Origin of the sequence: Clostridium sp. (assembly GCF_017888565.1) — a bacterium.
In the GTDB taxonomy this organism is placed as follows: domain Bacteria; phylum Bacillota; class Clostridia; order Clostridiales; family Clostridiaceae; genus Clostridium.
Genome location: NZ_JAGHFX010000057.1, coordinates 72,700 through 97,986, shown reverse-complemented (window position 1 = coordinate 97,986; position 25,287 = coordinate 72,700). Strand labels below are relative to the sequence as shown.

21 protein-coding genes are annotated in these 25,287 nt (G+C 27.4%); all 21 read right to left on the bottom strand.

All coding sequences use genetic code 11. The annotated features are described in order from the left end of the window. Positions 1–192: 192 nt before the first annotated feature. Positions 193–2,055 (bottom strand): FAD-dependent oxidoreductase, encoded by a 1,863-nt coding sequence (locus J7M87_RS10685; protein WP_291651046.1) that lies wholly within the window; start codon positions 2,053–2,055, stop codon positions 193–195. Between the two features lie 471 nt (positions 2,056–2,526). Further along, positions 2,527–5,115 (bottom strand): glycoside hydrolase family 3 N-terminal domain-containing protein, encoded by a 2,589-nt coding sequence (locus J7M87_RS10680; RefSeq protein ID WP_291651045.1) that lies wholly within the window; start codon positions 5,113–5,115, stop codon positions 2,527–2,529. Between the two features lie 285 nt (positions 5,116–5,400). Beyond that, complete coding sequence (locus tag J7M87_RS10675) at positions 5,401–5,982, bottom strand: ATP-binding protein (RefSeq protein WP_291651044.1); 582 nt, start codon at positions 5,980–5,982, stop codon at positions 5,401–5,403. A gap of 464 nt (positions 5,983–6,446) precedes the next feature. Further along, a complete protein-coding gene (locus tag J7M87_RS10670) occupies positions 6,447–8,030 on the bottom strand; it encodes a glycine betaine ABC transporter substrate-binding protein (RefSeq protein WP_291651043.1) in 1,584 nt (527 codons plus the stop codon). Further along, positions 8,030–9,157 carry an ABC transporter ATP-binding protein gene (locus J7M87_RS10665; RefSeq protein WP_291651042.1) on the bottom strand — a complete coding sequence of 376 codons (1,128 nt, stop codon included), beginning with the start codon at positions 9,155–9,157 and terminating at the stop codon, positions 8,030–8,032. The genes J7M87_RS10670 and J7M87_RS10665 overlap by 1 nt, the downstream gene beginning before the upstream one ends. Positions 9,158–9,583: 426 nt before the next feature. Next, entirely contained in the window at positions 9,584–10,492 is a 909-nt protein-coding gene (locus J7M87_RS10660) for a Gfo/Idh/MocA family oxidoreductase (RefSeq protein ID WP_291651041.1), read from the bottom strand. Positions 10,493–10,694: 202 nt separating this feature from the next. After that, complete coding sequence (locus tag J7M87_RS10655) at positions 10,695–11,495, bottom strand: HAD family hydrolase (protein ID WP_291651040.1); 801 nt, start codon at positions 11,493–11,495, stop codon at positions 10,695–10,697. A gap of 358 nt (positions 11,496–11,853) precedes the next feature. Next, positions 11,854–12,732, bottom strand: coding sequence for an EAL domain-containing protein (locus J7M87_RS10650; RefSeq protein WP_291651039.1), 879 nt, complete (start codon positions 12,730–12,732; stop codon positions 11,854–11,856). An 18-nt stretch (positions 12,733–12,750) separates the two neighbouring features. After that, positions 12,751–13,167, bottom strand: coding sequence for a hypothetical protein (locus J7M87_RS10645; RefSeq protein WP_291651038.1), 417 nt, complete (start codon positions 13,165–13,167; stop codon positions 12,751–12,753). A gap of 68 nt (positions 13,168–13,235) precedes the next feature. Beyond that, positions 13,236–15,332 carry a hybrid sensor histidine kinase/response regulator gene (locus tag J7M87_RS10640; protein ID WP_291651037.1) on the bottom strand — a complete coding sequence of 699 codons (2,097 nt, stop codon included), beginning with the start codon at positions 15,330–15,332 and terminating at the stop codon, positions 13,236–13,238. Positions 15,333–15,596: 264 nt separating this feature from the next. Next, the gene (locus tag J7M87_RS10635) at positions 15,597–16,319 is read right to left on the bottom strand and encodes a hypothetical protein (RefSeq protein WP_291651036.1); all 723 of its coding nucleotides are present in this window, start codon (positions 16,317–16,319) and stop codon (positions 15,597–15,599) included. A 545-nt stretch (positions 16,320–16,864) separates the two neighbouring features. Further along, positions 16,865–17,593: a LytTR family DNA-binding domain-containing protein gene (locus tag J7M87_RS10630; protein ID WP_291651035.1), complete on the bottom strand. Its 729-nt coding sequence runs from the start codon at positions 17,591–17,593 to the stop codon at positions 16,865–16,867. A gap of 309 nt (positions 17,594–17,902) precedes the next feature. Continuing rightward, complete coding sequence (locus J7M87_RS10625) at positions 17,903–18,154, bottom strand: hypothetical protein (protein ID WP_291651034.1); 252 nt, start codon at positions 18,152–18,154, stop codon at positions 17,903–17,905. Positions 18,155–18,671: 517 nt separating this feature from the next. Further along, on the bottom strand, positions 18,672–19,664 hold the full coding sequence (gene bsh / locus J7M87_RS10620) for a choloylglycine hydrolase (RefSeq protein ID WP_291651033.1): 993 nt from the start codon (positions 19,662–19,664) through the stop codon (positions 18,672–18,674). A gap of 377 nt (positions 19,665–20,041) precedes the next feature. Continuing rightward, positions 20,042–20,227, bottom strand: a complete 186-nt coding sequence (locus tag J7M87_RS10615) for a PspC domain-containing protein (protein WP_291651032.1) — start codon at positions 20,225–20,227, stop codon at positions 20,042–20,044. A 49-nt stretch (positions 20,228–20,276) separates the two neighbouring features. Then, a complete protein-coding gene (locus tag J7M87_RS10610; protein WP_291651031.1) occupies positions 20,277–21,008 on the bottom strand; it encodes a lantibiotic immunity ABC transporter MutG family permease subunit in 732 nt (243 codons plus the stop codon). After that, positions 21,005–21,766: a lantibiotic immunity ABC transporter MutE/EpiE family permease subunit gene (locus J7M87_RS10605; RefSeq protein WP_291651030.1), complete on the bottom strand. Its 762-nt coding sequence runs from the start codon at positions 21,764–21,766 to the stop codon at positions 21,005–21,007. The genes J7M87_RS10610 and J7M87_RS10605 overlap by 4 nt, the downstream gene beginning before the upstream one ends. After that, positions 21,766–22,467, bottom strand: a complete 702-nt coding sequence (locus J7M87_RS10600) for a lantibiotic protection ABC transporter ATP-binding subunit (RefSeq protein WP_291651054.1) — start codon at positions 22,465–22,467, stop codon at positions 21,766–21,768. Before J7M87_RS10600 ends, J7M87_RS10605 begins: the two co-directional genes overlap by 1 nt. Before the next feature lie 205 nt (positions 22,468–22,672). Next, on the bottom strand, positions 22,673–24,052 hold the full coding sequence (locus tag J7M87_RS10595; RefSeq protein ID WP_291651029.1) for an ATP-binding protein: 1,380 nt from the start codon (positions 24,050–24,052) through the stop codon (positions 22,673–22,675). Continuing rightward, entirely contained in the window at positions 24,028–24,702 is a 675-nt protein-coding gene (locus J7M87_RS10590) for a response regulator transcription factor (protein ID WP_291651028.1), read from the bottom strand. The genes J7M87_RS10595 and J7M87_RS10590 overlap by 25 nt, the downstream gene beginning before the upstream one ends. A gap of 303 nt (positions 24,703–25,005) precedes the next feature. Next, positions 25,006–25,134 (bottom strand): hypothetical protein, encoded by a 129-nt coding sequence (locus tag J7M87_RS10585; protein WP_291651027.1) that lies wholly within the window; start codon positions 25,132–25,134, stop codon positions 25,006–25,008. Positions 25,135–25,287 lie beyond the last annotated feature (153 nt).

Genomic DNA, 25,287 nt, shown 5'->3' with positions numbered 1-25,287 from the left:
TCGGTTGATAATTTTTATTTTTCTGTTGATAATTTCTGGATAATTTATACTTGTACAATAATTTTTAGATTTTCTAGTATGGCCTTTAGCTATTACTATCATATGCTTGTCTTACTATTATATATTAATATGATTAAAAGTAAAGGAGCTAATTTTTCATTAGCCCCCATCTTATAAATTTATATTATTAATCTATATTGCTCTTGCTACTTCAAATCCTTCATTAACTGCATGCTTCACTCTACGTGGTGCTAATGCATCTCCGATAACTCTTATATCTTTTATCTTTCCTTCAAGTTCTGCTTTAATATTTTCTTGAGATCTAAAACCTAAAGCAAGAACTACGGAATCACAAACAATATTTTCTATAGTTCCATCTACTTTTTCAACAATAACTTCATTATCTTTTACTTCAACTAACTTTGTGCTAGCTAAAACATTAATTCCATTAGTAGCTACCATTGAACTTAAAGCTAATAGATTATTGAATGCCATAGGCTCTGCTAAAATACGTTCTTTCATTTCAATAATAGTTACTTTTTTACCTTGCTCTGCTAAATGTACTGCTGTTTCACAGCCAACAAATCCACCACCTGCAATAATAACATTTTCTCCTAAATTAGTATTATTTGAAAGTACATCTATAGCTGAATGTACACTTTTACCATTTATGCCTGGAAGTCTTGGCACTATAGGAGTGCTTCCTGTTCCAAGGATTACTACATCTGGATTTTCTTCAAGTATTTCGCTTGCAGTACTATTTTTTTCAGTAACTATCTTAACACCAAGTTTATCCATTTGTATCTCATAATATCTAATCAATCTCTTTAAATCAGCTTTAAATGTTGGTACAGATGCAGGAATCAAATTACCACCAAGTTTTGCTTCTTTTTCCCATAAAGTAACCTTATGTCCTCTTTTTGCTGCAACTATTGCTGCTTCTAATCCTCCTGGACCTCCTCCAACAATAAGTATAGATTTTTTAACTTCAGCCTCTGATAACTCTTCTCCTTCTCTTCCACATCTAGGATTAACACCACAAGATACTGGCTCACCAGAAAGTATTGAAAACATACATTCATTACATCCAATGCATGAAACAATATCTTCTTTTCTATTTTCTTTTACCTTATTAACCCATTCAGGATCAGCCAATAAATAATGCCCTAATGCTACAAAATCAGCTATACCTTCAGATACTATTCTCTCTGCTACTTCAGGATACCCCAATTTCCCATGTCCAATTACAGGTATACTTACTTCTTTTTTTATAGCTTGTATATATTTCTCATGAAGTGCAGGCTCTTGATATATTGTTGGAATTGCATTTTGCCAGCAAGCATGGCATCCTATATCTACATGAAGTGCAGAAATTCCTAAACTTTCAAGGAATTTTGCTATCTTAATTCCTTCTTCAAGTTCCCTTCCTCCTTTTATAAGATGAGTTGGTGAAAACTTATAAATTATAGGATAATATTCTCCACAACTTTTTTTAACTGCTTCAATTATTTCTTGAGATATTCTCATTCTTCCTTCAAAACTACCGCCATACTCGTCTTCTCTAGAATTCCATAATTCAGTTTGGAATTGATCAATTAAATATCCACCATATCCATGAACTTCAATAGCATCAACTCCTGCACTTTTAGCTAAAGCTGCTGCTCTTCCAAATGCTTCTACTTGTTTATGTATTTCTTCTATTGAAAATGGAGGATTATTTACGCCTACATATCCTATATTCCCAGCCCCTAAAGAAAGTTGAATACATAATTTTGAACCAAAGGAATGTATTTTATCTGCTAATTTTTTTATTCTACCTACTTTATCTTCATTATCTAACAAAAACATACTATTGGGTTTTTGAAACTCACTTGTAACTAAAGTAGCTCCAGTCATTATTAAGCCTGTCCCACCTCCTGCCCTAGCTACATAGTAATCAATTGATCTTTCAGAAAATCCAAAATCCTCATCAACATAATCAATTCCCATTGGAGCCATTACAATTCTGTTCTTTAATGTTAAATTCCCGATTTTCCCCTGATCTAAAATTCTCATTATTAACTCACCAACCCTTATTAAGTTATTTTTTTAACATTATTTATCAATTTTTTTTTTATTTAATAATATTTAATTGTTTACACTTAGATTATTTGCATATTAAATATACAAATATATTATAGAATATTTAACAATCTAAATCAACTTGTTTAATACATTTTGTTTTAATAGTCTAATAATTTTAATAAATAAAAAAGACTACCTATTAAGTAGCCACTAAACACTTTTTATAAATTTTTAAAAAAATCTGAAAATTATTAACAATTATTTTTTATTTATTCACAGTTTTTGGTTTATAAACTTTATTTTCTTGTTGATATTTTTTTATAATTCCTACTTGCCTAATAATTTCTAGCTTTTCACCTATGTGAGTTACTTTCTTCTATGTGCTTGTCTTATTATTATATAGTATTTTAATTAAAAGTAAAGGACCTAGCTTTCGCTAGGTCCTTTATTTTAGTTTCTATATTAATTATTTTTATTTCTCTTTTTATTCAAAACAAATCCTAAAGCAGTCATTGCTAAACCTAGAGCCCCTGTTGCTATTGGTGTAACTACAGCTCCTGTGTTTGGTAATTTGCCTCCATTATTATTTATTCCTGGTTTATTTGTATTCCCTGGTTTTTCTTCATTACCAGGCTTTTCATCGTCTCCTGGCTTCTCTTCATTATCTGGCTTATTACCTTCTTCTGGAGCCTCTACTTTTGTTATATTTATATATTTATTTTCTAATGTTGTATTAAATGTTCTGTCTTTTGAATCTACTATTTCTAAAGAATTAATAATTATAACATCTTGTCCCTCTTCTGCAATAGCTTTTAATGTAACTAATAAGCTTGTTTCTGAATCAGTAGCTTTTTCTATATCTTTATCACTTAAAGATACATTTATTTCAGATCCCTTTACTTCTACATTCTTCACTTCTACATTTTCATCAGCTGATTTTACTGATACTACTTCAAAGGCATCATTATTAAAATTAATTTTCGCTGAGTAATTTTCTGATTTTAAGCTTTCTATTTCATTTATATTAACTTTTAATTCTAATTCTTCTCCTGATTTAACTTCTGCTGGTGCTTCAATTGTAGTTTTTCCTACTGATGTTAGGTTTGTAATACCATATCCATATTCAAAAGAATTTATATCTAAGTTAGCTACCCCATTTTCATCAACTGTTGGAATACTTACAGGTAATGTTCCTCTTGCTTCTGCTGCTCCAAAGACAACTTCTATTGCTGCTGGGATATTTGGTCCAAAAGCTTGTACTGGAGATAATCCCCCATCTGCTTCTGTTGGGTCCATTCCCTTATATCCATAAGCTATTACTTCTGCTTTTGCATTTGGATGTGCTGCTACATCATATGGCTTACCAACACTTACAACAACTGAATCTTTATTTAATTCATTTGCATAAGAAGTAACCGCATTTGGAATTGCAGTTATCCAATGATCCTTATTTAAATGTGTGTAATTTCCCATTTCTGATAAAACTACAACGTAATCTGCTTCATCAATTTTATTTTTTAATTCATCTGTCATTATACTTTGTGATTTATAACAATAAGTATCTAATTCAACTGAATCAACTTTACCTTCCTTCATAAGTCTATTTAAACCAAATCTCATTCCAGGTAATTCATTATCATATGGAGCTACAAGTAAAACTTTTTCTCCTTCTTTAGGATTTAGAGGTAACACATTATTTTCATTTTTAACTACAGTTATAGCTTCTGCTGATACTCGTCTTTCAATATCTCTATTTTCTTGAGAGCCAACTACACTTTGTGCATTTGCTATTTTTTCCTCAGCAGTTCTATTATCATTTTTAACATTCATTATTCCTCTATCAATCTTAAGTTTGACTATTCTTGTTGCTGATTCATTTATTCTTTCTTCTGATATTTCTCCTTTAACTACAGCTTCCTTAATACCTTCAACTATTTCTCTAAGCTTTGTAACATCTTCTTTACTTCTTAAAATAGTTGGCATTAATGCTATATCAACACCAGCATCAAACGCAATTTTTACAGCTTCAACTTCTCCAAAGTTTTCTGAAATTGCAGCCATATTCAGAGCATCTGTTATAATAACTCCTTCAAAATTCATATCTTCTCTTAACAATCCTGTTAATATGTCATCTGATAAAGTGGCTGGAATTTGTATCTCTTGTCCATCCTTTATAGATGTATAGGTATCCTTTTCAATTTGTGGAAATTGAATATGTGCAGTCATTATCATATCAACGCCATTATCTATAGCTGCTTGGAATGGTTTTAACTCAACTTTTTTTAATTCTTCAAGTGATTTATCAACCTTTGGTAAACCATAATGAGAATCTGTTGCTGTATCTCCATGACCTGGAAAATGCTTAGCTGCTGCTGATACTCCTTCATCTTGAATTCCTTCTATCATTTTAACTCCAAGCTTTGCAACTAAATCTGGATTACTTGAAAATGACCTCAATCCTATAACTGGATTTGAGGGATTATTATTGACATCTACTGATGGAGCAAAGTTAACATTTATTCCTAATGAATTTAATTCTCTTCCGATTACTTTTCCTGTATCATAAGAGCTTTGCTCATTTTTAGTTGCACCTATAGCCATATTTCCTGGAAAGTTTGTTCCTGTTCCCAATCTTGTAACAATTCCACCTTCTTGGTCAATCGTTGTTAATAATGGTAAATTACCATCTTCATCATTTATAGCAACTTGCTGTAAGTCGTGAGTTAATTTAGCTGTTTGTTCTGTTGTTTTTACATTTTGAGCAAATAATATTACTCCACCTAAATCAAATTCATCTATAATTTCTGCTACTTCATCATTCATTTCTGTAAAATCTTGAACTGCATCTTGTCCCTCTTGTTTCCATTGTCTAAAATCAGGCATTAACATTTGTCCTATTTTTTCATCTAAAGTCATTTCACTTACAATTTTCTCTGCCTCAACTTTTGAATTTAAAGTATTTGCATGTACCATCTTAATATTATTCCCTAATACTAAAGTACTTGTAACAGCTAATGCACTCAAAATTGCTACTATTTTTTTCTTTTTCATACTACTTTCTCATCCCCCTTAACAAGTGAAATTTCATTTCACCTTCTACATAAATTATACCAATTTTAATTATTTTTTCAATCGTTTTCATATCTATTTTTTCGACATATTTTTTATTAAATTGCTTTATTATATAAAAATATTGTCTATGTGTTAAGATTTAAATATATTACCTTAAACAACAATATTCTTGAATTTTAATTCCATAAACTTATATTTCAAACTTTATTTTGCAATAATCTAATTATTTTTACACCAAAAAAAGATCCCTATAAGAGGAATCTTTTACTTGGCCATATCTAGATTTACATCCTGAGAAATACCTATAATATCTAATATTTTTTCTGCTCTTTCTTTTGTTGATCCTGTTATTTCTGTATATCTAACATTTTCTGCTTCTAAAAAGCTTAAGATAGCCTTGTCCACCGCTTGTGCTATTTCTTCATCTTGCCATCTTACTCCATCTTTTGAATAACCAAATTCTCTTGGCACAAAGAATATGTGATCATACTTTGGTAAATCTCTTAAAGCTAACACATAAAGATCTTTTAGTATTTCTATTTCTTTTGTTGTTCTTTTCTTATCACCAAGCATAAATCTAGCGTATATGTATGGTACAAATGTTGCATAGTCTGTTAATGCATAGTCGAAGTCATTTAAGCTCTCTTCTAAATGAAGTTGTCCTAAATAAATTCCATATTGTTCAGCTATGTTTTCTATCATACCTTTATCTCTTAGGTAATCTGTGCTATACTCTGTTGCTACACCTACATTTAAATCTCTAATTTTCATATCCACATAAAGTTGTTGTATTAATGTAGTTTTTCCACATCTTGGCCCACCTAAAATGGCAATTCTCTTTGGCATTGCAAACCCTCCAAAAACTTCTATATAAAAGTAATTATTTTTCAAAATAGATTTTAATTATATCAACAATCGACATAAATTTCAATGTATATTGGAGGGAATATTCATGTTTTGTAATTAGTAATAATTATTAAACCTAATTTCCGTTATATTTTTCTAAAAAAGGGGCTGTCGCATTAGCGGAATAAAATCCATTAGCGACAGCTCCTTTCATTTCTTTATTCTTTCATTATAAATTATATATTGATTTTCTTTAGCTTTGTATATTTATACTACAAGAAATTAATTTTCCATAACTCAACTAAGGTAAGTTATTTCATAAATTTTTGCACTCTTGACTTTTCATAATTCATCTTGCCTTAATTCTCTCCTAAATTATGCATTGTCCATTATCAATTGTCACTCTTCTAGTCTGAATTATTTCTCCAAATGGCTACTCTCCATTGTCAATTGTCAATTGTCAATTAATCTATAAGTCCCTCTGCCTTTAAGAATTCACTTGCAACCACTTTTGCATCTCTCTTATTTACATCTACCTCATAGTTTAATTTTCTCATTTTTTCATCAGTTAACTTTCCATCTAATTCACCTAAAACTTCTTTTAGTTCTGGGAATTGTTCTAAAGTTTCTTCCTTTATGATTGGAACTGCATGATATGGAGGGAAGAAACTCTTGTCATCCTCTAATAAAGTTAAATTAAACTGCTCTATTAATCCATCTGTTGTAAATGCATCAATGACTTGAGTTTCATTACTATTTAATGCAGTATATCTTAAACCACCATCTATAGGATTAACTGATTTAAAGTTCATGTTATAAGCTTTGTTAAGTCCTAGTAGACCATCTTCTCTATTAGCAAATTCTATTGTAGGACCTGCTAGCAGATCTGCTGATACTTTTGCTAAATCTGATACTGTCTTTAAATTATATTTCTCTGCTGTTTCTTTAGTGACTGCCATTGCATAAGTATTGTTGAATCCAATTGGATTTAATACTTCAATTCCATAATCTTCCTTGAATCTTTCTTTCATTATATTATAAACTTCATCTGTATTTGAGTTAGGCTCTTTAATATTTAATATACTTACATATGCTGTTCCTGTATATTCAACATACATGTCTATTCCACCAGATTTCAATGCACTAAATGCAACTTGAGTTCCACCTAAATTTAACTTTGTGTCTACATCTATATCTGTTTTATTTTCAATATATTGTTCTAACATATTTCCTAATATAATTTGCTCTGTAAAGTTTTTAGAAGCAATAGTTATCTTATTATCATTTTTTGATAATATACTTTGTGCTAATGCTCCACCTATAATAACTACTGCTAAAATAGATGCTATAATTGTATTTCTCTTCTTATTCTTATTAGAACCATTTCTTTTAACCTTCATAGTTCCATCTGATTTTTTGATTCCATTTGGCATTGTAGCATCTTCTATTTTTCCTGTTATCCAGTCTATAATTAAAGCTAATATAGCTGCTGGAATTGCCCCAAATAATATAAGGTTATTATCTACTGTTTGTATTCCTGAGAATACTAAGTATCCAAGTCCACCTGCCCCTACAAAAGCTGCTATTGTCATAAGTCCAACTGCTGTAACTGCTGCCATTCTTATACCTGCCATCATAACTGGCATTGCTAGAGGAATTTTTATAAGCTTAAGTGTTTGCCCACTAGTCATTCCTAATCCTTTTGCTGCTTCTAGCATATCAGGATTTATATTTGTTATTCCTGTATAAGTATTTTTTATTATAGGCAACATAGAATAAAGCACTACCATTGTTATAGCTGGTGCTGATCCTATACCTATAACTGGTATCAAGAATCCTAATATAGCTAAACTTGGTATAGCTTGAGTTAAGTTTGCAAATCCAATTACACCACTAGCTAATTTTTTATTTTTAGTTATAAATATACCTAGAGGTACACCAATTACTACTGCTATTAAAACTGCTATAATTGTAAGTTGTACGTGTTCTAATAAAAGAGATAGAATTTCCGATTTCTTGGTTATTAATTGTTCCATAAAAGTCCCCATTAATTATCGCCTCCCATCTCAATATATTGACTACTTAAAACTGATATTAAACTACTTCTTGTTACTAATCCTAGTAATTTACCAGCATCATCACAAACTGGTAAATATCCTTTCTTTAAGTTATTGAACACTTCTAGTAACTCTAGTAAATTAGTTTCTCCTGAAACCCATTTAGGTTCTCTATTCATAACTTCTTCAACTAATTTATTTTTCTCTTCAACCTTTTGAAGATTTTCCAAAGTAATATATCCCAATAATGTTCCTAGTTTATCTATTACAAGTAAACTATCTACTTTCTTATCTCTCATTATTTCTCTTGCTTGAAGCAAGTTTCTCTTTGGGCTAACTGTTACTGGCTTTGATATCATAACGTCTTCTGCCTTAATCATTTCAGGCTTAGTCCAAATTTTATTTTTACCAACAAATTCTTCAACATATTCTCCTGCTGGATTTTTTAGAATATTTTCTGGAGTATCATATTGAAGTATCTTACCATCTTTTAAAATACATATTTTATCTGCTAAGTTTATTGCTTCATCCATATCATGAGTTACGAAAACTATCGTCTTTTTATATTCTTTTTGAATATTAAATAACTCTTCTTGAAGCTCTGTTCTTGTTATTGGGTCCAATGCACTAAACGGCTCGTCCATTAATATTATTTCAGCATCTGCTGCAAAGGCTCTTGCAACTCCAACTCTTTGTTGTTGCCCACCACTTAACTCTACTGGATATCTATCACTATATTTTTCTGGATCTAATCCAACCATATTTAGTAAATCTACTGTTTTTTGGTTTATTTCTTCCTCACTTTTTCCCATAAGCTTAGGTATTATTTCTATATTTTCTTTTACTGTCATGTGTGGAAATAAACCTGTTTGTTGAATTACATATCCTATACTTCTTCTAAGTTTTATCGGATCCATATCTTTTATATTTTTTCCATTAACTAATATTTCTCCTGAAGTGAATTCTATTAATCTATTTATCATTTTTAATAAAGTTGTTTTACCACAACCACTTGACCCTATTAAAACTACTAGATTTCCATCCTCTATATTTAAATTAAAATCTTCTAATATAATGTTATTCTTATAACTTTTTTTAACATTTCTAAATTCTATCATAAATTACCTCCTTAAATCAGTAACAACCTAATAGTAACATTAAGTTGTCAGATTGTCAAATTATTTTCTGAATATTTTACATTTACTGTATATTTTTAATTGACAAAATTTATTACATTCCTATTTTATTTATTTAATATTCTTATTTAAAAAGTATTGCTACTCCTTTGTTTAAAGGCTATATATTCATTTTTATTTTATAAGACTTTATTGTTAATACTTACAAGATGTAAAACTATAATTATAATTTATATATTTAATAATATTATTCATAACAATAAAAAAATGTGACCTAATATTTTTTATTAGATCACATTTTAGTCTTTTATAAATTTTCAAGTATTATATTAGGATATTAAATAAAATAGTTAAAATAACCCATTAATAATAAGCTTATCTAAATTTATTTTGTGCCTATAATTAATGTTAATAGTTATTTATTATAAACTTAACTATCTCTTCACAAAGTTCATGTGTCTTCACAGAATCACTTATTGATGGATTTGGTATAGATTTATTTTTTACTGATTCTATAAAATGATCTATTATATCTTCAAATCCTCTTTTATATAGTGTTGGATCCCAACCACCAAAACTAGTCTTTGTTCTACCATTATTGTTCACTTCTATAGTATCAACTAAATCTTCAACTATATATTTATTACCTTTTATCATGTATTCAATATTTTCTTCAGTTATTCCTGCAGTTCTATTCATTATTCCAACTGCAGTTATGCCATCACCTTTTAATGTTACTACTACATTATGTAGATTATTTCCATGCTTTAGATAATTAATATCAATATCTTTAACTTCTTCATTCATTAAAAATCTTAATGTATCAACAACATGTATAAAATCTTCCACAATAAACCTTCTTATATCACCCGGCGGATATTCTCTATTCTTTTGCATTACAATTATATCTGCTTTTCCTATACTCTTAAGTTCTTTAACTTTAGGACAAAATCTTCTATTAAATCCAACCATAGCAATAACGTTATGCTCTTTTGCTAATCTCTCTATCTCCTTAGCTTCTTCAAGATTAAAACTAATAGGCTTGTCTATATATACGCTAACACCTTTTTTTATTAATCTTTTAGCTATTTCATAGTGACCATCTGCATGTGTTGAAATTATTGCTGCGTCTATTTCTTCTTCTAATAAATTTTCAATATCAGTATATGCTCTGTCGATGTTATACTTATTTGATATTTCTTCTAACACCGCCTTATTTCTAGTAGAAATTAAAAGTTCCACTCCTTCTTTTACTGTTAAAATAGGTAAATAAGCTTTTTTAGCTATTGCCCCTAAACCAATTATTCCAAGTCTCATAACATCCCTCCATTTATATAGCATACCAATTTATATAGCATACCACTTTATATAATATTACTATTTATTATACATTAAACTTCTTCTATAATAACTTAAATCTAAATTATTTATCATAATTTTATTGGTTATATAATTAATCTTAGATAATAGTACTATATAATTAATTTTATTTATTAACCTATATATATATGAATTTTATTTATATTAATTCTAATTTCTTTAATCCCTTTGCTATACCTTCATTTTCAACATCTTCTGTAAAATCAAATGCATGTGGCTCTAACCCCTTATGATATCCTCCCATAGCTATACCATGCTTTACAACTTGAAACATTTCTATATCATTTTCACCATCACCAAAGGCATAAGCATTTTCTTTATCTATTCCAAGACTTTCTAGTAAATGATTAACGCCATAACCTTTTGTATATTTTGATACATATATTTCAAATGTATCACCAAATTGATTTGCCATAAATGCAAGACCTTCATCTTTATATTTATCACAAACTAACTTATAAGAGTTTATATCTTTTCCTATAGCTATTATTTTGCTTGTTTTTACAGTATCTTTTGTCCAATCTTCTGTAAAGTTTTCTATACCTAGATTAGCTTTAGTTACAAGATCTCTAACTTTTTCATTATTTATATCTAAAACATAATTTTTTTCTTGTCCCTCTAAAATATATACAATATCATTTTCTTCAAGAAAATCTAATACATCTTTAAGCTTTTTATTATCTATACATTCATTGAACATTACTTCATTTTCAATTTCTGCATAAGCTCCATTTGATGCTATATATCCATTTAACCCCAACTCTACTATTTCATTTGTAATAGAACTCTTAGGTCTTCCTGTTGCTAGAACAGTTAAATAGCCATTTTGCTTTAATTTATTTATAGCTTCCTTTGTAGCATTTGTTGGCGCATATATACCTTTTGTCCAATCCATTAAAGTTCCATCTACATCAAAAAATACTATTCCCTTGTTGTTCATTAATTTTCCCCCTTATAATTTTCTCTATGTAAATTTATATAGATACATATTATATTTTTTCAACTTAAGTTTTTAGTATATAATATCACAGACTTATCATATTTAAAAGTTTACTTAATATATGGTACTATTAAATATAATAAGTCAAATTTATAACGTACATTATAATATAATAAAAAAACTCTAGGAAATTATCCTAAAGTTTTTATCTTTATATATATTTATATTTGCAGTTAATTCTTTTACTTTTTAGAAGTTTATAAATATGATTTTCTAAACCTTCATACTTAACCTTATAATAATTTTCTATCATTCTCCCATAGAATCTATCATTTTTGACTTTGAAGCAAAATACTATTTATAAATTCAACTTAATATAATCGTTCTTATTGAACGTCTCTAACTGCTCAAATTCACTTATACTCATAGGTCGTCCATATAAATATCCTTGTACTATTTCACAGCCTATGCTTTTTAGAATCTTTGCTTGCTCAAAGTATTCTACTCCTTCAGCAACAACTTCTAATCCCAATGCCCTTGCCATATTAATGATATTCTCTATAACTATTTTTCCCTTTTCTGATATATCTTTTTTATCTAGAAATAATTTATCTAATTTTATTGCATCTACTGGAAGGTTTTTTAATATATTTAAAGATGAATATCCTGCTCCAAAATCATCTAAAGATACTTTTATTCCTAGATCTCTTATTTTTTTTATAACAGAAACTATCTTACTTGTTTCTCTAAGCATTATTCTTTCTGTTAATTCAATTTCTAGGTACTTAGTGTCTATATTATATTTTTTTATAAGATAATTTAATCTAGTTATGAATGTATCATCTTCAATTAAAGTTATCCTAGATATATTCACTGATATAGGAATTAATTTTAAGCCATTGCTTGACCATCTATTAATAATTTTAAAAGCTTCATTCAAAATATAAAAATCCAACTCTATTATAGACTTGTCTTTTTCTAATATATAAATAAATTTTTCAGGACTAATTACACCTTTACTTTTACTGTTCCATCTAACTAAACATTCTGCTCCAACTATAGATTCATTTTTCAAATTATATTTAGGCTGAATATATATATCAAATTCATCGTTTATTAAAGCATTTTTAAAATCTAAATCTTTTTTACGATATTTTTGAATCCAATCTTTATACATATGACTAATAGTTAATATAATGACTAATATTAATAATAAAATTATAATAATTTTACTCATACTTTCTACCTTTTTCCCTTATAATACTACATCAATAAACTTTCCTTTTTCTTCATTAGTATTATTTTCATTATTAAAATTATTTATATTTGAAGTTATATGTAAAGACTTATTGAAATTAATCATCGAATTACATCTTGTATTATTTCTCAAATCTTCTATTTGATTACTATTATAATTTTTTAGTTTACTATTTTCATCAATTGAATCTTCTATTCTTTTATATCTACTCTCTTCCATAAGCTTTTCTAAATTTTCTTTAATGTCTAATTTATTTCTATCACTATATGTACAATTGATTATTCTAATAAAATTCTCATAATCAATTATTACTTTACTCTTTATTGTGATTTCTATTATAAAAAATATTAAACTTATTAATAATATTATAATAAATAAATACGGAATTATAAATATTATACTTTCCTTACTCACTTTATCACCCCAATGACAAATTTTCTTACATATTTTAATATATTTTAATATATTTTTAATCAAAAACTTTATAACAGAACTTTAATTAAACATTCTTTACTTATTGGTTTAGAAATATACTCATCCATCCCTGAATTTATAGCTTCTTCTTTATCTTCTTTAAAAGCATTAGCAGACATAGCTATTATTTTTATTGATTTTGAATCTAATCTCTTAAGATTTCTTATTTTTTTAGTTGCATTATACCCATCAATAATTGGCATTTGAATATCCATAAGTATATAACTATAATAGTTAACTTCTGATTCATAATACATTTTTATTGCTTCTTCTCCATTTGTAGCACAATTAACATTTAATCCTAAATCTTTCAAAATATCATTTGTTATCATTCGATTTATATCATTATCTTCTACTAATAGAACATTCTTATCTTTTAATAACTTCTCATCAATATTCTCTATATTATCTTCTTCTTGTTCATTCATATATTGCTTAAATTCCAAGTCAAATGTAAATATACTTCCATAGCCTAATCTACTTTCTACTAGCAATTCTCCTCCCATTGCTTCTATAAATCCCTTGCATATTGATAGTCCTAATCCACTTCCACCAAATTTTCTACTATTGGAATCATCTTCTTGTGCAAATGGTAAAAACATTCTTTCCATAAACTCTTCACTCATACCAATACCATTATCACTTACCTTAAACATAATTCTTACATTTCCATCTAAATCTTTACTTATTAGTTTTATGAATAATGATATAGTACCTTCATTAGAAGTATATTTAATTGCATTTATTAATAAATTTAATATAATCTGCTTAAGCTTCAGTTCATCTCCTATTATAGTGAGATCATCTACCCCATCGGTAACTATTTTATAATTTTGATTTTTTTCATTTATTTTATCTTTGATAATGACATTAATATCACTCAAAATATTATTAATCTTTATTTTTTGTTTTTCTATTCTTATTACCCTTGCCTCTATCTTAGAAATATCTATAACATCATTAAGTAAACTTAATAAATGATTTGATAATACATCTATTTTCTTAAGATATTCTTTAACCTTTAAATTACTATCACTTAATTTTATTGTAGCCGATGTCAATCCCATTATTCCATACAATGGAGTCCTAATCTCATGACTTATATTAGCTAAAAATATTCTTTTAGCTAAGTTAGCTTCTTCTAATTGAGCATATTTTTGATTATATCTTATTAATAAAATAAATGCTGATATAGTTACAATCATTATTGCTACAACTAACAATATACTAGATATCAATATTTTATTTGAGTTTGCTAATACTGAATTTCTAGATAAAGAAACTACTACATATAAATCCATTGAATTTTCTATTTTTGAATATCCCAAATAATACTTTTGATTTTTATGGCTAACAATTTCTATACCATCTTCTCCATAATCCATATCGCTAATTATTTCATTAGCCACATCGATACTATTTTGTTCTAGAAGTGTATTAAACATATTTTCATTTCTAAGAAACACAGCGTCATTATTTGTAACTAAAATATCTCCCTTAGAATCAACTACATATGTTGACACCTGTCCAAAATAATTTTCTATGTTAGATAAGTTAATTAAATTTTCTATAGAATCTGTTGCAAATAAAATACCTTTTATAGCTCCATTATTAATTATTGGCATTGTACTAATAACAACTATGCTATTATCAATTTTATCTCTTGTTTTATAGTAAACAGGACCTTTTCCCGACATTACTTCTTTAAAATCCCATCTATCCTTAATAGAATACCGCTTATCATCTGTAGTAATTACATTACCATCTATATCTGATATACCTATCCTCTTAAATCCTCTTAGTGTGGCTTCATCCTTCAATAAAACTGCCAGTTCTTCTTTGTTATAATTAGAATCACTTAATATATCTGAATTCGATATTAATATTGATTTTAATATTTCTTTTCTTATATTAAATAAATTAGATATAGAGCTAGACTCTTTTACTGATGTAGTTTTTACAAATCTATATGCATCTTCAATCAATATACTTCTTATATAATTAATGTAAACTCTTATTAATATAATTAAAATTATTATTATTAATATTGAAAATTTTATTATATTTTTTTTATAAAATTCTTTTCCTACTCTTTTAACATTCATCTTATTATCCTTTAAATAATAATTTACTTTAATTAAACGTCCCTATTAAATTATAATAGTATTTCTAAAACTAAAATTATAGGAGTTGTAATTTTTATTACGGATGAAATAACTAGTTTTATTTTAGGGAAATAAATCTTATACAACTCCTTTATATATTAATATATCATATATAAAATTAAAGAACATAAACAATACATAAAAAGAAGTTTTTTTGTCGTGAAATGTAAAAAGGATAGAAAGCTTTAAAGCCTTATATCCCTTTTATAACATACACTTGATTGTTAATATATAATTTTCTTTATTATAATTTATTATAGATTTTAATTCCTTTGCTTTTTGCTCTAATTCACTTATTATTTCACTCTCTAGATTGTTATACTCGTTATTAAAAGCATATAAATTTATATAAAAATAATAGTTATCCTCTATACTTTTTAATTGACACTCTATCTTTCTTTCATAATCTCCATTTTCTATTAAGCTAATACATCCGTATATAGTTTTCATAAATAAATCTGCTAAATCTATTATCTTTATATCATTATTATCTATATTTCCTTCAAATATTAAGTTAATAGATTTTATTTTACATATTTCTTCAAAATTGTATAAAATAGAATCTATAACTAAGTTATTTGTATAATACATAATATTAATATTATTTAAACTTCCTTCTAAATTTTCTACATATCTATCAATACTATTATAATCTTTTCTATTAAGTAATATCCTTATTGATAGTAAATGATTTCTTATATCATGCTTAAAAACTTTATATTTTTTATATCTATTTTTATATATTTCAAAATATTTTTTTTGCATTAAATAATTAGTTTCTAATAGTGTATTTTTTTCTTGTAATGTAGAAATATTATATAAATCTCTTAATTTAAATAAATTTATGTATATAAGAAATAGAAATATTAAGATTATATAAATCAATCCTTCATTATTTACTACATTTTTATATAAGTATGTCTTCATAATAATTTCTAATGACAAAGATATACTTAATACTATAATGATTTGTCTACTATTATTTATATTATTAGATATTTTGCTAATTATATATTTATATTTATTTATTAAAAAATCACTTATAATATAAACTATTAAATATAAAATACATCTATATAATATGTTATTCTGATTATTAACATATAAATTATATGTATAAAAAGGCATTGAGTTTTTTTTATAAAAAATATTATTAATTCTATAACTGTAAATATCAAATATGATATTACACTATGTAAATAAACTACGCTACCTTTGTAACTGTATAAAATTAATGATTCTATTAATAATATTAAATAAAATCCTATTATTAATTTAATATTGAATAAACTATATAATGTAAAAATTATCAAATTAAGAAGAAATAATACCATGTATTTTAAAATTTTTCTTTTATCAATTTTATTATAACTATGTAACTTACTATTTTCTTTCATTATAAATATACTTGTTATAATTATACTTGCTATTATTCCTAATAATATATCAATTAATACATTTTCTGGATTCATTTATTCCTCCTTATTGTATTCAAAAATATAATCTAGATATGCTTTTTTTACCTCCTTACTCCTTAATCTACTTAATAAAACTTCTTTTCCTGATTTTAGTTCTATGCTACTTGTGCTTATATGTTTTATTTTTCTTAAATTAACCAAGTATGATCTATGAGTTAATATGAAATTTTTACATAATAATTCATTTTGCATATCTTCCATTTTCCCATTAAAATCTATAGTTTCATCACCTGCATTAATTGTAAGTGTTCTATTTCTTACCTCAATGAATTCTATTTCTTTTAAATATACTGTTCTTATATAATTTCCTGATTTAAGTATAAGATAATCATCAAAATTTTTATCAACCTTTTTTATAGCCTTTAAAAATACTTCTTCAAGCTTTTTATCTTCTTGTCCCTTTATCAAATATCCAAGTGCTTCAACATCATAGCCTTGTAATATGTAATCACTAGAGCTTGTCAAAAATATTATTTGTATTCTGCTATCAAAAGTTCTAATTTCCTTTGCTACATCTACTCCATTTATATCATTCATTAATATATCTAAAAATAAAATATCATAGGTATTTTTATTTACTTTCAAATATTCTATTAATTTCTTTCCTGAATCATAACAATCTATTTCTGCTTTAATAAATTCTTTCTTTAATAATAAATTTAATTTATTCCTTATAGTTTCTTGGAAAATATATTGATCATCACAAATCGCAACCTTCACCATAAGATCAATCTCCTTTAAATATACTTTATCTTAATCTACTATAAAGCAAATTATAATTTTCTATTAAATCCCTTTTAAATTTAATATTATATACATTATTTAAACAGAATATTAATATTGTATACCTATATATTAACATAATATATACCCAAAATTCATCATAATTTTATATATTTTTCTTCAAACTCGTTATGCTTAACTGGTTTGCCATATAAATATCCTTGTACCACTACCCCATATCTTTCAAAAAGTTTGCCTGTTATGTTAATTATAATTTATTATAGATACACCTCGCAGATAACTTATTGATTAAATAGATTTCATATTAAGTACACTCTTCCTCTTTAAAATATTATATATTAATAGAAGGCTTGCTACTAATGATAATAATAAATATACAACTCCAGATACTTTTATCCCAAACTTACCATACAAATCCCCAGTTATTAAATTTAATAAACTCGGTAGTATTGTTGTGGATAAAGAGCTTATAAGCATAAATGCTAAAAGATGTTGATTTGATGAGACAACCTTGCCAATTATCTTATTCTGAATCTGCATTTTGCGTTCCCCAAATAATAGATATTATTATTAAATACTTAAGATACATTTTGTTTTTTATAATATCAAATAAAGACTTAATGGTATTTTTCCTATCATTATTTACATCTTTACTTTTTACTGTATTATCTTCACCCACTTCTGGTACTTTATTTAATAATATAATACTAAAGGAAATTAAAATCATTCCAAAAAGTATTTAGGGAGAGTTGATAGGTTTATTCTTTGTACAAATCTATCAACTCTCCCTAATATTAAATTTTCTTATCAAAAGACTATATCAAAATAACTTTGTTACAGTCTTTTGATATTAAAATACCTTTAAAGTTCTTTTATTTGAATATATTGAAATCTAATTTGAAATTATCATAACTCATTTGTAAACTATCTACTACAATATATTGGTTTTCAATAACTTTTACTTCTTTTGCTTCTTCCCACTTATTACTCAAGTATCCATATGGAGTTTTTTAAATCCCTATATTATTCACTTGAACTTTAGATAAAAATTACTAACCTAACTATTTTCAAAATTTATAAATTGCTTATCTCTATACTCAAATATCTTTATTTCTTTGGCATCTAAATTTTCTTTATTCATATCAATTGCATTTATTGTGCTATTATTATAAGTATTGTAATAGTAAATTCCTTTTTCTTGAAGCATACAAGAAGTATATTGTGTTATATCATTAAGGTTTTGTGGAGTAATAACTGCGCCCTTTACCATTGCTACTGAGTTTAATATATGAAAGAACTCAGATATTGCTGATATATAATCCTCTCCAACTACTGCATTACTTCTTAAAAATGTAGCTTTTACAAATCTTGATGTTGATGAAAAATCTCCAGGAAGTCCTCTTCCTCCTGCCCCTTGCCCTAAAGCTTTTAGTTCTACATCTCCCCATTTAATCTCTGATGGTTGATGAGAAGATACTCCCATATATTGAGTTAAGTTAGTCATATGCCAATCAAAAGTTGGAGCATTAGTTAAAATTCCTATCTTATTCTCAAATATACTAAGTCCATTTTTTGTATTTTCTACAACTAAACATTCACCTTTTGAATCATATATAATCCAATGAAGTGTTGGTAAAGGTACATTTTCATTTACAGGCTTTGCTACTAAATTTAGCTTTTCTAAATGTCCCCTTAACTCTTCAATACATCCAAAGTTACCTAAAGCCCATAATATTAAATCATATGGAGCAATATTTATTTTTCCATATACAACATCTTCTTCCCAATAAGTATATCCAGGAAAGTTTAATCCAGCACAAGCTAACCCTTTTTCATTCATTGCTTCAGCATAACATGGATGTTCGTCTATTATAGTTCCCATTCCAATCATCGCATATTTAGTCTTTTCCATTTTATTTATAGCTCTATTTTTATAGGTAAAATTTCTAGGAACAAGTGCTACTGCTTGGTTAAAAGAAACCTCTATATCCATATTCCTTCCAAATAAATGATATCCTTCTTTTGTTTGCAAAGTTAAAGCTGTACACATATCGCTCCTCCTATATACTTCCATGATTTTTATTTATAATTTTGTTTGTATTATTTTACTTGTATTATTTTTACTTTATTTATATTCCCCTAAAATACTTAATTTAATTTATTATTACTTTATTTAATTATTAGACTCTGTTTTAATTAATTGTAAATTGTATTATAAGACGAGTTAGGTTTATTTCAAACTACTTGATAAATAGGAATTTATCGGGAAATTAATTATTAAAATATAAAAATAAAAACAGTTAATACAGCTATCTTATATTTACTGTAGTACCTGTCTCTATTTAAAGTTTATTTAATATTATGCAATATAAATCAATGCTATTTGGATTTATATTAGAGTATTATGTATTGCTATCGTCTTAATTCTTAGGTTTTTTGGGGAATAAAAATTGCTAATATAATATATGCTAATATTCCATTTGCATACGCTGCACAAAATACTGCACAAAGCAATCGCACAATCTTAGGTTCTACATCAAGGTATTGAGCAATTCCACCACACACTCCAGCAATAAATTTACCTTCCTTAATTCTATATAACTTTTTCTTCATAAATATATACATTCCCTTTCTTTGTTTCAACATAATCTTTACGTGTATTTTACTCTTGTGTCATTCTCCCTTCCCATCTGTTGAACCATAAAATTGATAAACTCAGAATAATGGAAGTCAAAATAATCATAGAAATAATTCCATAAATAATAGGTGAATTTAAAAAATTAAAATAGTTTTCTAAAAATCTGATACTGCATTCCCAAGGAATGATTGGCCAAATTTTATCTCCGATAGCAGTTTGAAAGTAACCTGCTAGAATTGTACCAGCTATTCCTAGTAACACAGAGACAGTAGAACCGAATCGAAAAGCAACTGATAAATGTAATGAGTATATAGACAAATTACTGAGTAAGAATATTAGAAATATACCAATATATAAATTCAATGGAAATGCATCCATATCTAAAAATAAATTGACACCAATATAAAAACATAATTCATACAATACTAAATTTATCGCTGATAGAAATAGCATAAATAATAGTTTCCCTAGGTACATACTTATTCGTGATTCCACTAGTCCTAGAGTATTTTGAATAGCGTTTATATTTCTTTCCAATTGAGTAAATGCAGATACAGAAATACCTATAAAAATTGGATAACACATCTGTAATATAATAAAAAATATCCTCACGTCAGTAATGATGCGATATCCTGCAATAGTGTAATAGTATAGAAATAAAAATGTAATCACTATAGGTGTTAACAAATGTAATAAAAGAAGGGGTGTTCGTTTTAGTTTTATAAAATTAGAACTGAACTCTCTCAAAATTATCATTTACGATACACCTGCTTTCCATACCAAACTGAAAACAAGACGGTAAATTCAACTACAATAAATATAGAAATTAACACTAAAAATGAACTTTGTCCTAAACTTAAAACATATCTTGAACCTGATTCAACTAATAATCCGTTTGGTAAAACTCCAAATAATGTAGTCATCAATCTAGCAGTCCAGCTATATGGAAAAATCCAAAATAAAGGAGTCAATGCAAAGAATAATCCGCCGAAAGCACTTAAGAATAAACTTAATATCATAGAAGCAATAAAACCTACTTTTTGATCTAAAAATAAGCATAAGGGTATCTGCCATAATAAAGAAAACCATAATAGAATATATCCTAAAATATAATATCCAATATACCTAATTGCTACTGAAAATCCTGATAATACAAATTCAGAGATAATAGATATAAATGACAATAGCAATGATATTACTAAAAGGTTAAGTGCTATCAAAATCGTCTTTGAAATAAATGTTTTCTTTAGATCAATAGGTAAACTATAAAGCGTTCTGTATTGATGTTTTTTTTCTTTGTTATTCACTTGATGACATAAAAACATAATTGATAATGATGCAATGGGCATACTCCAATTACAAACTATAGAACTTGAAAAGCCTCCTAAACCAATACCAACAAACATGAAAATCATAGCTATTAAAATTAAAACTAATGGTATTAATATGGTGAGTTTTCTGAATAGTGAGTTCTTAAATTTTAAATTTTCTGCTTTTAAATATGATTGTAACATTAGGCTTCACGCTCCTTTCTGATAATATCCATAAACAATTGCTCCAAATCTTCACTTGCATCAACTGAATCTTCATATAGGAGTGTTCCATTATATATAATTCCAATATCATCAGCAACTTGTTGTATTTCGCTTAAAATATGGCTAGATATAATAATAGAAATTCCTGAGTCTGCTAAGCTTCGAATCATTTTTCTTAATTCTTCAATTCCAAAAGGATCTAGTCCATTTGTAGGCTCATCTAAAATAAGTAGTTTAGGATTATTTAATAATGCTAATGCAATCCCTAACCTTTGCTTCATTCCTAATGAGAAATCCGAGATTTTTTTATTTTTTGTATCCATTAAGTCCATTTTTTCTAAAATTTCACTACATTTCTTTAGTGGAATACCTAAAAGTATTGCACGAACTTTTAAATTTTCAAATGCGGTTAAGTTCTCATATAGTGGTGGTGATTCAATCAATGAACCAATATTTAACAAGTCTTTTCGTGTCCAATCATGATTATTGAATAATATTTCACCTGATGTGGGCCTAACAATTCCTGTAATCATCTTTAATAAGGTAGATTTACCTGCACCATTAGGGCCTAATAAACCATAGACAGAATTTTTTCTTACAGAGATAGATAAATTTTTTACCGCATATGTCTTTTTAAATTTTTTAGAAACACTATTTGTTTTCAGAATATATTCATTCATTATTATTACCTTCTTTCCTTTTGTATTTAATAGATCGCATTCCATAGAATACATTTTCTATTATTTGTAACTCCTACGTTTCACCATAATTATAGTAACAACCAATTATAAGGATTTTATAAGGAAAGAAAAATATTCTATTTGAATAAAAAAGTAAGTCACTAGAATACCTTCCAGTGACTTAAATCTTTCAATTGATGCATGACTAAATAGTGAATTGGTACTTACTTAGTTTTTTTTTGGAATCTAATGTGTATTGAAATTCAATTGTTACCAATCCACCACAATCATAATTTTGTAATTTAATCTGACCTGCATGCATTTTTACTACTTGCAAAGCAAACCATAGCCCAATGCCATTATGATTACTCTTAGCTCGAGCTGTATCATCACGCCAAAGGCGTTCAGTTGCGTGTTGTAGTGCTGCCTTACTGAAACCAGTACCTTCATCACGCACAATAATTTGCCATCCCCCATTTATCATTTTCCCTTCTAAGTAGACATTTCTGCCTGCCTTTGTATGTTCAATAGCATTTTGTACTATGTTTCCCAAAGCTCGAAGCAAGCGTTCTTCCTGTATATTTGCAATACCATCTAATTTATTTTGTTTTTGCAAATACACTTTCTTATTTTCTGCAATAAGCCTAGTATTTTGATATAACTTATCAAGTAAATCGTATAAGCTTATTTTTTCAAATTCTTCATCTATACCTATTGAAGTTTCTAGTAAACTTGCTACATAGTTTTTTGATCTATCATTGCTTGATATGATTGTTTTCACCATTTTTAGAGTATTATCAGGTAAGTCTTCATCTAACAGAAGTTCAGCATTCCCACCTATTAAGGTAAGTGGTGTTTTTAAGTCATGTGCAAGAGCTTGTATTTCTGACTCACGTTCTTGCTTCGCTGCCCATTGTAAAGATAAAGAGTTATACAATGCTTTTCTCATATTTTCCATAGCGTCAAGTGCCTGATCATACTCCCGTATGCCTGCATGAGGAATTTCAAATTCCAACTCTTGTGCAGCTACTTTTTCACTTACTTCACTAAATAGTTTTAATTTTTTAGCAAGACTATATCGAAGCCATAAAGTATTAAATATTAAACAAAGAATGCATGCAATACCTAGTATTCCCCACCATAGATATTCAAAAGGAGGTAATATACTTCGTACACTATGATTTACAAACTCTCTCCTGTAATTCCAACGGATTACTATAGTATTTCCATCTGGGTAGGTATATTGTAAACTATGTATATCATCTATATTTTCTTTTAAATACACAGTTAATATTTCTAGTTCTTTTCCTTCTACATTACTTTCTAATATCTCACCACTTTTGCCAAATAAAGCATACTTTGCTAGAAAATTATTATCAGGTGAAATGAAATTTAATGGTTTTCCAGCTAGCATTTTCTCCACTTGTTGGTTAGATACTGATCCATGATAAATAATCTCATTTTTTTCTAGTAGCTGTAATGTTGCTAACCATATTAAGCAACAAAGCAACATACTTCCCAGCATGACAATAGCAAAACGTAAAAGTACAAAAGAAAGACTTATAGAATGTTGTCTTTTCGCCATTTATAACCTACCCCCCAAACAGTTTCAATAGGATTAAGATTATAAACTTTTAGTTTAGCACGAATATTTTTTATATGCTCTACAATAGCTGATGAATCACCATCGGCATCAAAACCAAAAACAGCTTCATATAATTGTTCTTTAGTAAATACTTGTCCTGTATGTAAAGCTAAGTGTTCACTTATAGCATATTCACCTTTAGTAAAGAGAATGGTATCTTCCCCCACAATAGCCATTTTTTCTTGCATGTTAAAACGCACACCACCTCTACTAAGTGTGTGTGTAGGCTGACGAACTTCTCGACGTAGGTGGGCATTTACTCGTGCTCGTAACTCTGCAATGCTGAAAGGCTTCTTAATATAGTCATCAGCTCCTAATCCAAATCCTTGTAAAAGAGCTGCCTCTTCAGCTTTTGCAGTTAAGAAAAGAATTGGGCAATCTACTTCAGAGCGTATACGACTACAAAGCGAAAAGCCGTCTTCACCAGGCATCATTACATCAAGTAACAGAAGATCATATTGTTGACATCTACTAGACTGTATTGTAGTAGCATCTACTTCAGTATCTACTTGATGACTATCTTTTTCCAATGCAACACGCACTAAATCTAGCATATCAATATCATCATCAATAACTAATAATTTCGACATATGCTATCCTCCTAAGATTAAAACATTTTAATTTGATTATAATATAAAGATTTTTATTTCTCTACTGAAAATTTTATAAAATTTTATTCTTAATAAGAGTTGTTTTCCATACTTATTTCTAAGAAACGATAGGCTCTCTCCAGTTGATAATTAACCAAAATGTAAAGCATGATTCGTCCTTTTCCCAACAGTACCAATAGTTCTTGCCATTTTGCGACCTATGTGATTTTACTTTCCGCTGGAATTAATACGTCAGTCATCTGGTCGTTAAAATTTTGGATCTCAATAGCATTTAAATCCTACTTACTCGCTGTCTACGCTTACTTCCATCATTACTGATGACAACTCAAGACTCGCTACTTGTGGTTGGCTAGACATTATTAAGCCAGGATTTCCACCTGTTAGGTTAATTACCCTTAGCTTAGCGCACAATTCCAATCTGACAATTAGATTCTGATGCACAATCTTAAATTACTGCGAATTAAAAATGGACAATCAATTGTTTATTGTTTATTGTCCAATATCAATATTAGTTTAAAATAGAACCAATTATTAATTTAAAAGGTTGCCCATATGGACAACCTT

Coding starts and splice junctions, on each gene's coding strand:
- J7M87_RS10685 (WP_291651046.1), bottom strand. CDS start 2,055: ATGAGAATTTTAGATCAGGGGAAAATCGGGAATTTAACATTAAAGAAC.
- J7M87_RS10680 (WP_291651045.1), bottom strand. CDS start 5,115: ATGAAAAAGAAAAAAATAGTAGCAATTTTGAGTGCATTAGCTGTTACA.
- J7M87_RS10675 (WP_291651044.1), bottom strand. CDS start 5,982: ATGCCAAAGAGAATTGCCATTTTAGGTGGGCCAAGATGTGGAAAAACT.
- J7M87_RS10670 (WP_291651043.1), bottom strand. CDS start 8,030: ATGGGGACTTTTATGGAACAATTAATAACCAAGAAATCGGAAATTCTA.
- J7M87_RS10665 (WP_291651042.1), bottom strand. CDS start 9,157: ATGATAGAATTTAGAAATGTTAAAAAAAGTTATAAGAATAACATTATA.
- J7M87_RS10660 (WP_291651041.1), bottom strand. CDS start 10,492: ATGAGACTTGGAATAATTGGTTTAGGGGCAATAGCTAAAAAAGCTTAT.
- J7M87_RS10655 (WP_291651040.1), bottom strand. CDS start 11,495: ATGAACAACAAGGGAATAGTATTTTTTGATGTAGATGGAACTTTAATG.
- J7M87_RS10650 (WP_291651039.1), bottom strand. CDS start 12,732: ATGAGTAAAATTATTATAATTTTATTATTAATATTAGTCATTATATTA.
- J7M87_RS10640 (WP_291651037.1), bottom strand. CDS start 15,332: ATGAATGTTAAAAGAGTAGGAAAAGAATTTTATAAAAAAAATATAATA.
- J7M87_RS10635 (WP_291651036.1), bottom strand. CDS start 16,319: ATGAAGACATACTTATATAAAAATGTAGTAAATAATGAAGGATTGATT.
- J7M87_RS10630 (WP_291651035.1), bottom strand. CDS start 17,593: ATGGTGAAGGTTGCGATTTGTGATGATCAATATATTTTCCAAGAAACT.
- J7M87_RS10625 (WP_291651034.1), bottom strand. CDS start 18,154: ATGCAGATTCAGAATAAGATAATTGGCAAGGTTGTCTCATCAAATCAA.
- bsh (WP_291651033.1), bottom strand. CDS start 19,664: ATGTGTACAGCTTTAACTTTGCAAACAAAAGAAGGATATCATTTATTT.
- J7M87_RS10615 (WP_291651032.1), bottom strand. CDS start 20,227: ATGAAGAAAAAGTTATATAGAATTAAGGAAGGTAAATTTATTGCTGGA.
- J7M87_RS10610 (WP_291651031.1), bottom strand. CDS start 21,008: ATGATAATTTTGAGAGAGTTCAGTTCTAATTTTATAAAACTAAAACGA.
- J7M87_RS10605 (WP_291651030.1), bottom strand. CDS start 21,766: ATGTTACAATCATATTTAAAAGCAGAAAATTTAAAATTTAAGAACTCA.
- J7M87_RS10600 (WP_291651054.1), bottom strand. CDS start 22,467: ATGAATGAATATATTCTGAAAACAAATAGTGTTTCTAAAAAATTTAAA.
- J7M87_RS10595 (WP_291651029.1), bottom strand. CDS start 24,052: ATGGCGAAAAGACAACATTCTATAAGTCTTTCTTTTGTACTTTTACGT.
- J7M87_RS10590 (WP_291651028.1), bottom strand. CDS start 24,702: ATGTCGAAATTATTAGTTATTGATGATGATATTGATATGCTAGATTTA.